General features: G+C 57.2%; 10 protein-coding genes. 7 read left to right on the top strand and 3 right to left on the bottom strand.

Going from position 1 to position 14677, the window contains the following annotated elements:
- From AC5LBQ_RS02795 to AC5LBQ_RS02765, 7 genes are all read left to right on the top strand, one after another.
- The coding region (locus tag AC5LBQ_RS02795) for an AAA family ATPase (protein WP_493264563.1) at positions 1 to 822 on the top strand (822 nt) is incomplete at its 5' end.
- 177 nt (positions 823 to 999) lie between these two features.
- Positions 1000 to 1500: an RNA polymerase sigma factor gene (locus AC5LBQ_RS02790; protein ID WP_295026412.1), complete on the top strand. Its 501-nt coding sequence runs from the start codon at positions 1000 to 1002 to the stop codon at positions 1498 to 1500.
- Between the two features lie 154 nt (positions 1501 to 1654).
- Positions 1655 to 3298, top strand: a complete 1644-nt coding sequence (locus AC5LBQ_RS02785) for a hypothetical protein (protein ID WP_493264562.1) — start codon at positions 1655 to 1657, stop codon at positions 3296 to 3298.
- A 278-nt stretch (positions 3299 to 3576) separates the two neighbouring features.
- Complete coding sequence (gene ppdK, locus AC5LBQ_RS02780) at positions 3577 to 6309, top strand: pyruvate, phosphate dikinase (RefSeq protein ID WP_493264561.1); 2733 nt, start codon at positions 3577 to 3579, stop codon at positions 6307 to 6309.
- Between the two features lie 142 nt (positions 6310 to 6451).
- Entirely contained in the window at positions 6452 to 6841 is a 390-nt protein-coding gene (locus tag AC5LBQ_RS02775; RefSeq protein WP_307742121.1) for a FeoA family protein, read from the top strand.
- A 7-nt stretch (positions 6842 to 6848) separates the two neighbouring features.
- Positions 6849 to 7928 (top strand): FeoB small GTPase domain-containing protein, encoded by a 1080-nt coding sequence (locus tag AC5LBQ_RS02770; protein ID WP_493264560.1) that lies wholly within the window; start codon positions 6849 to 6851, stop codon positions 7926 to 7928.
- Complete coding sequence (locus AC5LBQ_RS02765) at positions 7813 to 9174, top strand: nucleoside recognition domain-containing protein (protein WP_493264559.1); 1362 nt, start codon at positions 7813 to 7815, stop codon at positions 9172 to 9174. The genes AC5LBQ_RS02770 and AC5LBQ_RS02765 overlap by 116 nt, the downstream gene beginning before the upstream one ends.
- A 378-nt stretch (positions 9175 to 9552) precedes the next feature.
- Here the strand turns inward: AC5LBQ_RS02765 and AC5LBQ_RS02760 are convergent, their stop codons facing one another.
- The 3 genes from AC5LBQ_RS02760 to metE all read right to left on the bottom strand — a co-directional run bounded on the left by AC5LBQ_RS02760 (position 9553) and on the right by metE (position 14636).
- Positions 9553 to 11019: an alpha/beta hydrolase gene (locus tag AC5LBQ_RS02760; RefSeq protein ID WP_493264558.1), complete on the bottom strand. Its 1467-nt coding sequence runs from the start codon at positions 11017 to 11019 to the stop codon at positions 9553 to 9555.
- Between the two features lie 137 nt (positions 11020 to 11156).
- Positions 11157 to 12290 (bottom strand): homoserine O-acetyltransferase MetX, encoded by a 1134-nt coding sequence (gene metX, locus AC5LBQ_RS02755; protein WP_493264557.1) that lies wholly within the window; start codon positions 12288 to 12290, stop codon positions 11157 to 11159.
- Between the two features lie 30 nt (positions 12291 to 12320).
- The gene (gene metE / locus AC5LBQ_RS02750) at positions 12321 to 14636 is read right to left on the bottom strand and encodes a 5-methyltetrahydropteroyltriglutamate--homocysteine S-methyltransferase (protein ID WP_493264556.1); all 2316 of its coding nucleotides are present in this window, start codon (positions 14634 to 14636) and stop codon (positions 12321 to 12323) included.
- Positions 14637 to 14677: the final 41 nt, after the last annotated feature.

The following is a 14677-nucleotide window of genomic DNA, read 5'->3' as shown; positions in this document are numbered from 1 at the left end:
GAGGGCGGTCAGCTCACCGAAAAGGTGCGCCGCAAGCCCTTCAGCGTAGTGCTGTTCGACGAAGTGGAGAAGGCTCACCCGGACATCTTTAACAGCTTGCTGCAGGTATTGGAGGAGGGCCACCTCACCGATTCACAAGGTCGCCTGGTCGACTTTAAGAACACCATCATCATCATGACCACGAACCTCGGCACTCGCGAAATCAACAAGGGGGTGCTGACCGGTTTCCAGGCCAGCGGTGAGCTGTCCACGGACTATCAGCGGATGAAGGGCAAGGTTCAGGAAGAACTGAAACAGCACTTCCGGCCCGAATTCCTCAACCGTGTGGATGAAATCGTGGTGTTCCCGCAGCTTGAAAAGGGCGAAATCCTCCAGATTGTTGATCTGATGGTCGCCAAGCTCGACGACCGGATGCTGGATCAGGGTATGGCTTTGCAGCTGACGCCCTCGGCGCGAGCTCTGTTGGCGCACAAGGGCTTTGACAAGACGTTGGGGGCTCGTCCGTTGCGTCGGGCCGTGCAGCGCGAAATTGAGGATGTCTTGTCTGAAAAGATTTTGTTCTCTGAACTACGTGAAGGTCAGACCGTCACGGTCGATGTCGAGCCGAAGTTCATCAAGCACGAATCTGCGGACAAGCTCAATGGGACGGATTGGGAGTTCACCGACGACGCCGAGTTCAAGTTTACCGGCGAGGACGGTCTGCCCGAGGGCCGGGCGCAACAGCGCCGCAAGCTCGAAGACGTGACCGCGGCGACGATTCGGGAGGCCGAACTGGCGGCTAAGGAAGCGGAAGAATCCCCGGACAAGGAACCCGCTTCGTAAACGCCTCGATGCCAGCACGCGGGTCCGCCCCGGCGGGCCCGCGAAACATTTACTCCCAACGCCAGGTCCGATTCTTTTCAGATTCAAACCAGTGATGGGTTCCTGGATGAGCACGTTACGGGGTATATTCGTATGAGTTAACTATTTTTGTGCAGCGTCAAGGGAGAGGCCGAACGTATGTCCACCGCTATCCACGATGAACAGTGGTTTGAGCGGGTATTTGCGGAACACAGCACGGCCATAGTGCGATTTCTCTATAGACGCGGGGCCTATAGTGATGCCGAGGACCTCGCCGCCGAAGTCTTTACCGTGATGTGGAAGAAAAAAACCGAGGTCCCCGATGGAGCCGAACTGCCCTGGCTGTACAAAACCGCCGGCTTGACCTTGGCTAACTGGTACCGCAAAAAGAAGTCCCTGCCGATGGGAGATAACCAGGAAAACTTGGATTCCACCGATTTTTCCGACCCTGCTCAACTCGTTGTTGAGGATCAGGGAATGCGAGCTGCCCTGCTGAACCTCAGTGAACGCGACCGCGAGATAATCTTGGCGGTCGCGTGGGAGGGGCTGAGCGGTGTTGCCTTAGCGCAATACCTGGGCGTGAGCCGCTCGGCCGCGGATGCAGCCTTATCTCGGGCACGAAAACGGCTGGAGGAAGCAATTGAAAAAAATACTTCTTAAAAAAGTGTAAGAAACGCCAGGCCAGTTACATGTATATGTTGCAAGGTCGAAACTGCGCCGGGCCTGAGGACGGTTTCGACCAGCCAATCTTGAATAAATAGAACGACAAAATACGGTAATCACAACGATTGCCGTCCAGAAGAAGGACGGGGAAGTGGACAACCACGAAAATGAGATGAGCGGGCTGGAGGCTCTGCGCTCACTCGACCCTGCCCGGAATCTGCCCGTCAATTTGGATTCTTTGCGCGCTAAGGTTGCTGCGCAGATGGAGTCCGAAGGTCTGGCTTTTGAGGCTCAGCCGCCCACGCACGTGGTTCCGGTGGAAGCGGTGGATGCCCAGGCCCCGGTGGCGGAAGTCGTTTCTCTGGCGGTGCGGCGTCACACCTTGGCGGTGCGGCGCAACTGGCTGGTTGGTTTGAGCGCGGCCGCGGCTGCGACGGTGGTAGGTTTCACCGGGTGGAGCGTGCTTTCCCCCGGCGAACCGGGTGAAGTGCCCAGTCAAGACGACGGTGTCGTGGTTACGGATGGGCCGCTTATTATCGCCGCCGGCTCTGAGACTGTGATACCCGGAGCCAGTCAGCGTTTGGAACACATCGGCGATGTTGAGTTCGTAGCGACGGGCAATTTTTCTACGGTTCCTACCAAAGCCCCGATTTCGCGGGTCGGGAAAGGTGCCAAAGTATCCGCTGGTCAAGTCCAGAAAGTCGCAGACTCTTTGGGGATGAAGGGTTCCGTTAAAAAGAGCGGTGCCGGATTCACGGTTACTGACACCAAAGGGGCGACCTTGACGGTTACCGTGGGTCAGCTGACCTCTTTGAGCTTTGATAATCCCTCCGCGGTGCGGATGGAATGCGTACCGGTGAAACCCGGAGACGGCACTGTAGAGCTGCCGAATCCCGACGCGACCAAGAATCCCTCGGGGAACTCCACTCCGAGCCCCAATAACCCCGCTACCCCGAGTACCCCTAGTACTCCCAGTACCACCCCTTCGGAACCTAGTGACCCGATTGAGATCACGCCGACACCGACACCGAAGTGGACCCCAACTCCGACTGAAACTCCGACGGAGACGGTCCCGCCGGCCGTGCGTCCCGATGGGCCGGAACCGAGCCACCCCAACACAGCGGGAGCTCCGCGCAACGTGGAAACCTCTGGTACAGCCAACTTGCCGGGGACGGCTGTCGAGGTCGGACAACTGCAGGTATTGCTGATTGTGACTGAAACTACGGATCCTTCCGGGTCTTCCCCGGTGGAGTCCGTTGAGCCCCAATCGACCCAAAACCCTTCACCTGGCCCGACACCCTGTGTCATGAAAGTGGTGGGCAACGCGCCCTCTTCTGAGACAGCCATTGCCCAAGTTGAGAAAGTGGCGGCTTCCCTGGGCGCTACTGTGATGAGCCGCTCGGCAGGAACCAGCCAGAAAGATGGTCTGACCACGGTGAGCGTCCCGGTTAAGATGCCCGGTCAAGCACAAGCCCAAAACTGGAAAGCCGTGGTTTCAGAAACCGGAGTGGCTTCGATTCGTGCCAATCTGGGCAAGGAAACGAAGATTGGCGAGTACAAGGTCATTTCTGAGGCTCAGGCAGTGCAACGCCTCAACGACCCGAAGTATGGTCCTTTGGATGTACGCAACCAAAAGGGTTTGCCAGCCAAGATTGACGGCAAAATCGACTTGGTGAGTGCCCGGCTGATTAGTCAGCCAGTCAAGCAAAAGGACGGTTCCATACTGGACATGCCGGTCTATCTATTGACTGACGCTCAGGGACGGGTCTGGACCGTCTTGGCAGTAGCGGAATAAGCCCGTTTACAAAAACTTTTATATTTGTTCCTTTCAATCAAGCAGGTTCCTCGCCCGTTGTCGCGGGAGGGGAACCTGCCGCATTTTCCGGCGTTCCCGTTTTACAGCGCGACCAAGGGGCGATTAAACCGGTTAGGACGTTGGGCTGTACCGGCTCGAGACATGGCGAAACCCGTGAGGGGGCGCAAATAGGGCGGTGTGAGTGAGGAGGGAAATATTGCTAGGATGGTTTTGGCGCGTGGTGCGCAGATAGTTCGAAAAAGTTGGAGGCTTAACACATGCCCAAATTCGTTTACCGTTTTGCAGAAGGCAATAAGGATCAGAAGGACCTGTTGGGTGGCAAGGGTGCAAACCTGGCGGAGATGAGCAACCTCGGGTTGCCGGTTCCCCCGGGATTTACGATTACTACCGATGCCTGCCGAGCTTACCTGAAGGAAGGTAAAGTCCCGGAGGAAACTACCGTGCAGGTCACCAAGGCTTTGCGTGAAGTAGAAGAAACCGTTGGTCGCGAGTTGGGTGCGGCTGAGGACCCGCTGTTGGTGTCGGTGCGTTCTGGCGCAAAGTTCTCTATGCCCGGCATGATGGAAACCGTTTTGAATGTCGGTCTGAACGACAAATCCGTGGAAGGCTTGGCCAAAGTAGCCGGCAGTGACCGCTTCGCTTGGGATTCGTACCGTCGCTTGATTCAAATGTTCGGCAAGACCGTGCAGGATATTGATGGCGACCTGTTCTCCGATGCGTTGGATAACATGAAAAAGAACCGCGGAGTTAAGGCAGACACCGATTTGAATGCCAGCGACCTGAAAGAACTCACCGCGCAGTTCAAAGAAATCGTTGAGGCCCAAACCGGCAAGCCGTTCCCGCAAGATCCGCGCACCCAGATGGACATGGCGATTGAAGCCGTGTTCCGTTCCTGGAACTCTGAACGCGCTCGCATCTATCGTCGCCGCGAGCGGATTCCTCACGACTTGGGCACCGCCGTCAACATTGTGACCATGGTATTCGGCAATATGGGCGAGGACTCCGGCACCGGGGTGTGCTTCACCCGTGACCCCTCCTCGGGCCGTCCGGGGGTGTACGGCGACATCCTCATGAACGCTCAGGGCGAAGACGTGGTGGCCGGTATCCGCAACACCGAAACCCTGAAAGACCTTGAGGGACACGACAAAAAGTCCTATGACGAACTGTTGGGTATTATGCGGAAGCTCGAAACCCACTACGAGGACATGTGCGATATCGAGTTCACCATCGAACGTGGCAAGCTGTGGATGCTGCAGGTGCGTGTGGGCAAACGCACCCCGGCCGCGGCTTTCCGAATCGCCACCCAGCTGGTTGATGAAGGTTTGATTACCACCGATGAAGCTCTGCTGCGGGTCACTGGCGAACAGCTGCAAAACTTGATGTTCCCGATGTTTGACATGTCCGGTAAGCCCGAGGTGTTCACCAAGGGTATGGCTGCGTCTCCCGGGGCTGCGGTGGGCAAGATTGTGTTTGATAACGACGCTGCCGAGGCTTCCGCTAACGCGGGAGTGCCGTGCATCCTGGTGCGTCGTGAGACGAACCCTGACGACCTGCGGGGTATGGTTGCGGCCGCGGGCGTGTTGACCAGCCGCGGTGGCAAGACTTCCCACGCTGCGGTAGTGGCTCGTGGCATGGGCAAGACCTGTGTGGTCGGGGCGGAAACCATCGTGGTTGACCAAGCCGCTAAGACCGCTACCGTGGGGGACACCGTTCTGCACGAGGGAGACGAAATCTCTATTGACGGCGGTACTGGCGAGGTGTTCCTCGGAGCGGTTCCGGTGCAGGATTCCCCGGTGACCACTTACCTGTCTCACGGTTTGCAGGCCGGTTTGGACGCTTCGGCCACCGAAGACGAGAAGGACTTGATTAAGGCGGTCGATCGGTTGATGACCCACGCTGATGAGGTTCGTCGCCTGGTGGTGCGCACTAACGCCGACACTCCCGCGGACACGCAGCGGGCTTTGGACTTCGGTGCGGAAGGTATCGGCTTGTGCCGTACCGAGCATATGTTCCTCGGCGATCGTCGACCCCTGGTAGAGAAACTGATTCTTTCCCCAGAAGGGTCCGATGAACGTCAACGCGCCCTGGACGCCTTGGAGCCGCTGCAAAAGGGCGACTTTAAGGAAATGCTTAAGATTATGGACGGCAAACATATGACCGTTCGTCTCATTGACCCGCCGCTGCACGAGTTCCTGCCGGACTTGACGACTCTGGAAATTAAGAACGCGGTGGCTAAAGCAGAGGGTGAAACGCTCTCGGAGGAAGACCAGCACATGCTGGCTGCCGTGCGCCGGATGCATGAAGAAAACCCGATGCTGGGTCTGCGCGGCGTCCGCTTGGGTATTTACTTGCCGGGCTTGTTTAAGATGCAGATGAAGGCGCTGGTTTCGGCGGCTTGCGAGTTAAAGAAGGAGGGCTTGGACCCGCATCCGGAGATTATGGTTCCGCTGATTGGTTCCATTCGTGAGCTCCAGCTGGTGCGTGATGAAGCCGAGGAGATCATTGCTCAGGTTCAGGGTGAATACGGCGTTACCTTTGATGTCCCGGTGGGCTGCATGATTGAGTTGCCGCGTGCCGCCATGACCGCTGACACCATCGCCAAGGAAGCCGAGTTCTTTAGCTTTGGCACCAACGACCTGACCCAAACTACTTGGGGATTCAGCCGTGACGACGTGGAAGGCGTGTTCTTCCCGCAGTACGTGGAAGCCGGAATCTTCGGGGTTTCCCCGTTCGAATCCATCGACACCCACGGGGTGGGTCGCGTTGTCGCCGAAGGTGTGAAGCGCGGACGGTCCACCAAACCGAATCTGCCGATGGGTATCTGTGGTGAACACGGTGGCGATCCGATTTCGATTCACTTCTTCCACCAGGTCGGGCTGGATTACGTGTCCTGTTCGCCGTTCCGGGTGCCGGTGGCTCGCCTCGAGGCGGGTCGCGCCGCTGCGGAACATCTGAAGTGGGACGAGTCCGCCACGCAAGGTGTGGAGTAGTCCGCAGCCTCCAATTAAATAAACCGCATTTTTGGTGCCGGGTTCCGTCAAGGGCCCGGCACCAGCGGTTTTAGAAAGAACGGGTTTTAATAACGAAAGACAATTGTTGAAAAAAGATTTTAGCTAGGTTAGGCTTAGTTTCGTGCAATTGTGTGAATGTCCTGTTGGGGTCCCTATGATTATGGTGGATTTAGGGTGTGACAACAGATTCTGCGGGCGGATTCACGAGTTGGGTCTGCGTCCAGGCACGCGTTTCACAGTCACGCAAAAGGGTGCTTTTGGAGGTCGTGTTCTCTTCGTGCGTGGGACTCGTTTGGCGGTGGATCGCGGTTTTGCCAAGACCGCCTTGGTGCGGCCCTGCATCCAGTTTGCGCAAAAGCTCGGTTTGGACCAGGAAAAGGCCGCCCTCGAAGCCGCGTTAGCTCTCCACGACCTTTCGCCGCAATTCGTGCCCCGTTTGGCGGCCTGTGGCATTGCGGCGCACCTCGAGGACTCCCCGAAAGATATCCTCGCGGCAGACAACGGAGAGTAAACATCCGATGAGCTGCCCCAAATGCAATCCGCTACCACCCGAATCTGCCGATCTCTCAACCACAATGGCCGTCGCGCAAACACATCGTGTTTACCTGCCCAAGCGCGACACCACCAACGTGGTCTTGGTAGGAAACCCCAATGTGGGGAAATCTTCGCTGTTTAACACCCTGACCGGAATGCATCAAACGGTCGTGAATGCACCCGGAACCACGGTAGAAGTCTTTACCGGTTTCAATAAGTCGCTGGGGGTGCGTTTTATCGACACCCCCGGAACGTACTCGCTGGTGCCCAATTCTCCTGATGAGTCCGTGGTGGTTCAAACTTTGGCGGGACAACCCGGTTCGATAACCGACATCGGACGAGACGACGGAGGAATCGACCTGGTCGTAACCCTTTTAGACGCCAGCGCACTGTCGCGCTCCCTGTACCTGTTGGCACAGGTAGCCCAGACCGGTCTACCGGTTGCGGTCATCCTGACCATGCAGGACGTTGCCGCGCAAAGCGATGAGGCTATTGACGCGGATAATCTGTCCTGTCTGCTGGGAGTCCCCGTAGCGACGATGAATCCGCGGACCGGCGAAGGTTTGCAGGACGCGACACGACTCATTGCCGCGGCATTGCAGAATCCGACTTACCTCAGCGGTTTGCCCTGGGATGTTAATGCCCCCGGCTACAACCAGGCGGCAGTCACGGCGGCCAAAGCCTTACTGTCCAAGATGCCGGCACCAGTTGAGGCCGAGAGCGAAAGCGGCTCTGGCCTTTTGACCCATGATATTTCCGCAAGTCTCAGCCCCTGCGGTGGGACAAATTGTCAACCGGGTGAACCATCGGGTCGCCCGCTTCCAGAGCTAATCACCGAACCAATGGAAGAAACACAGCGGGCAGCTTTGCTTTTCGACTGGATTGAAAATATCGAATCCGGTTTGCGTCAGGAGCGTATCGAAGTTCCGCTCGGACAAAGTCGATCGGGTGCTGCTCAATCCTTTTGCTGGTACTTTGCTTTTCATGTTGGCTATGTACGTGGTGTTTTGGCTAGCCAATACATTCGCGGCGATTTTTCAAGATCCTCTCGAAGGAATTTTTGATGCTGTCGGCGGCTGGGATTTCACGATTCCCGCCCAGCTTCTCAAGGTGCCATTTGCCTCCATCGGAGCTCCCGGCCAGGAAATCACAGTGTTTCATGCCTCTTCTCTAGCCGATGGTGTGTTGACTTGGTTGACATGGATGGGCTGGGATAACCCGATTTTACAGGGTTTATTGATAAACGGACTGTTGACCGGCATGGGGGTCGTACTGTCTTTCGCTCCGCTGATGCTGGTCATGTTCGCCGCCATAGCCGTCATGGAGGACTCCGGTTATATGGCTCGCGTTGCCTTCCTGGGGGACCGCATGATGCGTGCTATTGGTTTAGACGGCCGTGTCATCATGCCCTTCATTGTGGGATTTGGCTGTAACCTTCCCACTTTGGCGGCGCTGCGTACCGTTCCGGATTCCCGCCAGCGCATGATGGCAGTCATCCTCACCCCCTATATCACCTGTTCGGCGCGCATGATTGTCTATATGTTCATCGCCCAAGTGTTCTTTGGCACTCATGCCACCGAAGTGGTGTGGTTGATGTACTTCCTGTCCATAGTCATGGTGGTCTTGGGAGGGTTGCTGTTGCGTCCGCTGTTCATGCGCGCTTCCACCGGCGCGCCGCTGATGCTGGTTCTTCCCGCTTACCAGACCCCTCGAGGCATCATCTTGGTGCGTTCAGCTTTGCAGCGCACCTGGGCTTTTCTCAAGGGCGCGGGTAAGGTCATTGTGGTGATGACCATCGTGATTTGGCTCCTGATGGTAACGCCTGTTACCGGTGAGGGCCGTTTTGGGGACGCCCTGCCAGCCGATGAATCTGCTTACGGGGTGGCGGCTTCGGCGATAGCTCCTGTGTTTGCCCCCGCCGGTTTCGGCGACTGGCACCTAACGGGATCGCTGATAACTGGGTTTGTCGCGAAAGAAACCATGCTGGGGGCGCTCGCGGCGACCTACACCGATGTCGATATTTCCGAACAGGACGTAGCTGCTGCCCAAGACGCCGGAAGCCCCACCCCGACTATGCGCGAACTGACCCGCGAAACGTTCACCGATTCCGCAGGGTCCGCGGCGGCGGCACCCGTGGCCGCCCTAGCGTTCCTGATTTTTGTTTTGACCTACACCCCGTGTCTGGCTACCGTTGCTGAACAGTGGCGTCAGCTGGGGGCGAAACGCGTCTTCGCGGCGGTAGGCGGACAGCTGATTATCGCCTGGCTGCTCGCGGTAGCAGTGTTCCAAGTGGGCCGCATCTTTGTTTGAGATAACCTTATGAACAGCGCTGATGACCCTAAATACGCATTGCAGGCCGCGGGAAAAACATTACGGAGCGCATCTGGTGAATCTCGTGCCGCGATCTTTATCGACTCTCTGAGCCAAGGTTCTACTTTCTTAGCGGCGGTGAGGCGTAGTGAGGTGAGCGTGGAACACGGGCAGCTGCTTTTAGAGCACCTGCGCCGCACGGGACTGCTGGCGAACCGAAATAACTCGGTAAACACCTCTTGTGCTCACGGGGCTTGCGTGCCGGGAGAAGTAACCTCCATGAGTGACCAACAGCGTCTTCACTGTGTTGGCTGCCCTCTAAGTCAGCTTTAAATAAGGATATCAATCCAGGTAATAAGCGTTTAGGAACAGATTTGCTTATTTATTTAGGATGCCGGAGTGAGAAATCCAAGCCGCCACTTCCGCAAAAAACTCGGCACGTTCCAGAGGTTGGGACAGTGTTAAATCGTGCAAACCGGACATCTGCTGCAGCGTTAATCCGCCGCCCACCCGACCGTAAAGGGTATTAATCCGATCTTCGATGAGATTTCCATTCAATACCGTGTCAGTATGGCGCGCCGCCTCAGTCCAGTCCACTAAGGCGGTTTTATAAGAATACTCCCGCTCAGAACTGTTGTCACGCTCACGAATATGCCTTGACATGGTTGACAGGTAAAGGCGGCGTTTTTCCAGGTTTCGGCGCAGCGGCGTCTTCCCGGCAGACTGCCATTTTTTAGCCATCAGAGAGTCAATTCGGGCAATCTCGGGATGATAAAAAGCATCCGGGTCATGCGCTGCGGTCAGACAGAGGACCGGTTGGTTGGAAAAACGAGCATGATCCACCAGCCATTGCTGGGTGCTGAGGATGGCAGAGAGCCATCCAAATAGAATCGGTGCTCCGTCAACAATGCGCCACTGCGGGTTTGTGACCCAGCCGCACACGGCCGGATCATTGCCAAAGGGAACCAAGCGGCGGGGCAGGGGAGAACTAATTGTGGCATACCCCGCCAAAGAATCCTGGTAAACCGTAGAACCAGGGCCAAGCATCGGTACGTGCAGCCCCTTCAAATATTTGGAAATGACGGTGCTTACAGTATTGCCGGCGGGGATTCCGGATACGTCTTGCACCACCCAGGGAGAAATAAAGATGAGACCGTCATAGGCATCGTGATGGCGTGACGCCCACCCGGAAACTACGGCACCACCGTTGGAATGAGCCATCACGATTACAGGCAAATCAGGGTGTTCCTGGCGAGCCGTGGCGATGGCCCAATCCAGTTCCCGGTCATAGGTTGTGTAATCGTCCTCGTAGCAGTTGAAAGGAATTAAGCCGGAGCGTCTCGGCATATTTCGACCATAACGGTGCAGGTCAATCCCGTAAAAGGCGGCGCCCAAATGGGTCATCATCCGGGCTAGATGAGCTTGATAAAAATAGTCATTCCACCCGTGGACATAGACAGCGATAAATTGCGGAGCTGAGGGTGCGTCAAGCTCGTCAAGAACTGTAATTTCGCGACCCCGCAGCTCTGGAGTTAAGTAATCCTGCAGGTAATCCAGGTTTCGGGCGGGTGAATCATCCCACCGTGCTGAAACGTCAGACTGAGAATTGCTGCCTGCACGCTGCTGCGGGCTGGCTGAGGGCGGAAGAATCCGGAAACTGCCCTGGTTGGGCCCCCCGCCCGGTTTCATGTTGACCGGGACTATGCGGTCGGGTAGCTGTGATTTTGGATCCTCAGCGGGAGTGTAGCGCACCAAAGTAGCGGAACGCGGGGAAATCTGATCAGGTTCCAACCGGAGTTTAGCGGCGCCGAATCCGGGACCCAGTACATCAGGAAGGTATCGCATTCTCGAATTCTAACGTGCCTCGCGTGTCGCGGCGGGAGAATGGCTGATTTCTCAAGGTATCCGCGGTGTAAGCGGCACAGCTGAAATGCAACCTAGCAAGGTTTCCCGGATAAACCATCAAGAGTCAGCGCGGTTTCCTATGCGGCGAGGAACTCACCGATGGCCTGACCGACAGGTTCGTTTTCAATTAGGAAACCATCGTGGCCGGAATCGGAATGAATTATGACCGCCTCGCTGTGCCGGGTCAATCTAGCCAGCTGCTGTGTTTGGGAAGGGTAAAACAGGCGGTCAGAGTCCACTCCCAGGGCCAGGACACGAGCCTGTACCCGGGATAGGGCGACTTCTAATCCGCCCCGGCCTCGCCCCACGTCGTGAGTCAGCATCGAGCGAGTCAGCACCCGGTAGGACCCGGCGTCAAAGCGTTTCGCTAGCTTCACCCCGTGATAGTCCAGGTAAGACTGCACCGCTAAACGGCCTCCCGAAAGCGGATCTTCACGATAACCCGGATCGCGCCCGAACCGCTCCTGCAGTTCCTTGGGGCTGCGGTAGGTAGTGTGCGCGACCTCACGCGCCAAAGCCAACCCCCGGAAAGGCCCCTGACCAGGGGGATTATCGTAGTAGTCGCCGTTGTGAAAATTCGTATCCAGCTCCAGCACGTGCATCTGTACATGGCACCAAGCGGCCTGTTCAGCGGTGATGGCGCAGCCGGTAGCCACTGCCACCAGCCGCTCCACCTGCTCGGGATAAGTCACCGCCCACTCCAGTGCCCGGTGTCCCCCGTGCGAACAGCCGATGACCGCAAACCAGCGGGGAATACCGAGCTGGTCCATGAGGATTTTTTCTGCCGCCACCTGATCGCGGGTCGTCAGCAGGGGAAAGCGCGACCCCCAGGCTCGCCCGTTCGGAGCCAAAGTAGCGGGGCCGGTAGAACCTTGACAACCGCCTAACACATTGGGACAAACCACAAACCACCGATTCGTATCCACCGCGGCACCGGGCCCGACGACTTCGTTCCACCATCCTGGTGTAACGTGGCCAGGTCCGGCTTCACCGTACACATGAGAATCTCCGGTGAGGGCGTGATTGATGAGGATAGCGTTGGACTTTTCCGCATTCAAAGTGCCGAAAGACTCAAAGGCGAGCCGGGCGCCCGGCAGAGCAGACCCGCCCTCGAGCTTCAGCATCCCCAGAGCGGCGAACTGACGATTTCCCTTGGGGTCAGTGGGTTTCCAAGCTCCACTGACCGGTATTAACTCACTGGTTTGCGGCATCGCTATCCCTATGGTCTACGGTTTTCAGGTTCAGGCTTCGAGCTTCGCGCGCACCGCCCTCGCGGCTCCGACCAAGTTCTCTAAAGTGGCCACCGTTTCGGGATAGGCGCGGGTTTTCAACCCGCAGTCCGGGTTAACCCAAACTTGGTGGGGATCCAAAGCGGCGACAGCCTTTTCCAGCAGCCCCACTTCCTCATCGAGTTTCGGCACCCGGGGAGAGTGAATATCCCAAATTCCCGGTCCCAGTCCACGCTCGAAACCGTGCTCGTGCACAGCCGGCAAAATGTCCATCTTGGAACGACTGGCCTCAATCGAAGTGACGTCCGCATCCAGGTGATCGATTGCGTCCACCACCACGTTGAACTCGGAATAGCACAGGTGAGTATGGATTTGTAGCTCTTTAGGAGCCCCGCCGGTGGCTAAACGGAAAGCTCCTACGGACCATTGCAAATATTTCTCCCGTCCTGCTGCGCGCAGCGGCAACAGCTCGCGGATTGCCGGTTCGTCCACCTGCACAATCTTGATACCAGCCGCATTGAGGTCAGCGATTTCGGCTCGCAGCGCCAACCCCAGTTGATCCGCGACCTCCGCACGAGCCTCATCATCGCGGACAAAAGACCACGCCATGATGGTGACAGGGCCGGTCAGCATTCCTTTCATCGGTTTTGCGGTGAGGGATTGGGCATAAGTGGACCACTCAACCGTTATCGGGTGGGAACGTGTGATGTCCCCCCACAAAATCGAGGGTCGAGTACAGCGTGAGCCGTAGGACTGTACCCAGCCGTGCTCCGTGGCGGCGAAACCTTCCAGGTTTTCGGCGAAGAACTGTACCATGTCATTGCGTTCTGCTTCCCCGTGTACCAAAACGTCCAAACCGAGATCTTCCTGCAGTTTTACGACCCGAGCAATCTCATTGCGGATTTCCTCATCATATTGAGCCTCGTTGATTTCGTGGCGGCGGAAAGCGGCTCGCGCCTGGCGAATCTCGGTGGTTTGCGGGAAAGAACCAATCGTAGTGGTGGGCAACAACGGCAACTGCAAAATCTCCGCTTGTGCCGCCAAACGTTGCGGATAGGGGGCGCGAGTCCGGTCGGCAGCCGTCACGGCCGCGGTAGCCTGACGCACCTCGGCACGTTTCACTCCTGGATGGTTGGCGCGGGAAGCCAAGATTTCGGCATTTTCCGCCAGTTCAGCGGTGATGGAATCGGGATCCGCCAAGCCGCGCGCCAAGGTCTGTACCTCGGCAATCTTTTGGTCCGCAAAAGCCAACCAGGAACGCACTTGCGGGTCCAGGGACGTTTCATTGGTCGCATCATGAGGGACATGTTGTAGCGAAGTCGAGGTCGACACGCTGAGGTTCGGGACGACCTGGTGAATTGCTTGCAAAGTCTCGAGGGCCTGTCGCAAGTCGGTACGCCACACGTTGCGACCGGAAACGATGCCCGCCACCAGGGTTTTGTCCCCGAGGGCCTGTAGGTCCTCGCGGCTCGGGACCGGGCCGGCGACCAAATCCAGGCCGATGGCTTCCACATCGGTGGCGCTCAGCACGTTTAGCCCATCGAGGCCCAACGGTCCGTACGGGGCGTTGACAAAAATTTGGGGACGATTGGTCAATTTGCCCAGGAATTCATAGGTTTTACGAGCTGCCGCCAGCACTTCCTCACGGGAAGTCGACCAGGTGTCACACACCAAAGCCGGCTCGTCAAACTGAACCCAAGTTACGCCGGTGGCCGCGAACTGGCTGAGGAAAACCTCGAATCCAGCCAATACTGCGTCCAGTCGTTTCAGGGGATGGAAATGAGCGGGGGCGTCCGCGCTGGCTTTCGCTCCCAACAGATAGGTAACCGGACCGGTGAGGACTGGACGCGCTGCGCTACCTCCGGCCTTCACCTGTTCCAGCCACGGATTGGCTACGGCGGAAATCTGAGTGTACGGGCCGATTTCGGGGACCAGGTAGTGATAATTCGTGTCGAACCACTTAGTCATTTCCAAAGCGGGTTTATCATCAATGCCCCGGGCTAGGGTGAACTCTCCGTCCACGTCCAGGGAGCCGTCGGGGCGCACCAGGTTACCAAAACGCTGGGGTACCGCACCTAGCGCACAAGTCAGGGTCAAAACCTGATCGTAGAGGACAAAGTCTGCAGGATTGGCCCCCGGTTCGTTCAATCCCAAGTCTTTCAGGTGGCTGATACGCGTCGCCAACTGTTGTTTTATCTGGGTGTCGAGGGTGGCGCGGTCGATTTTTTGAGCCCAGTAGTGCTCCAGGCTTCGCTTCAGTTCGCGGTTTGCGCCAATCCGGGGGTAACCCGCTACGGTCGCGGCGGGAAAAGGCTGCTTTTCAGTCATTTGCTATAAATCCCTTCAATAGGTTCGAATGTATGTTTTTC

This window comes from Mobiluncus sp., assembly GCF_985070215.1.
The sequence above is the reverse complement of the archived record's forward strand: the minus strand, read 5'-3'. Positions and strand labels throughout refer to the sequence as shown.

What these genes read in the sequence shown, in the direction of transcription:
- metX (WP_493264557.1), bottom strand. Translation starts at nt 12,290, where the DNA reads ATGCCGCAAACCAGTGAGTTAATACCGGTCAGTGGAGCTTGGAAACCC.
- ppdK (WP_493264561.1), top strand. Translation starts at nt 3,577, where the DNA reads ATGCCCAAATTCGTTTACCGTTTTGCAGAAGGCAATAAGGATCAGAAG.
- AC5LBQ_RS02760 (WP_493264558.1), bottom strand. Translation starts at nt 11,019, where the DNA reads ATGCGATACCTTCCTGATGTACTGGGTCCCGGATTCGGCGCCGCTAAA.
- AC5LBQ_RS02770 (WP_493264560.1), top strand. Translation starts at nt 6,849, where the DNA reads ATGAGCTGCCCCAAATGCAATCCGCTACCACCCGAATCTGCCGATCTC.
- AC5LBQ_RS02790 (WP_295026412.1), top strand. Translation starts at nt 1,000, where the DNA reads ATGTCCACCGCTATCCACGATGAACAGTGGTTTGAGCGGGTATTTGCG.
- metE (WP_493264556.1), bottom strand. Translation starts at nt 14,636, where the DNA reads ATGACTGAAAAGCAGCCTTTTCCCGCCGCGACCGTAGCGGGTTACCCC.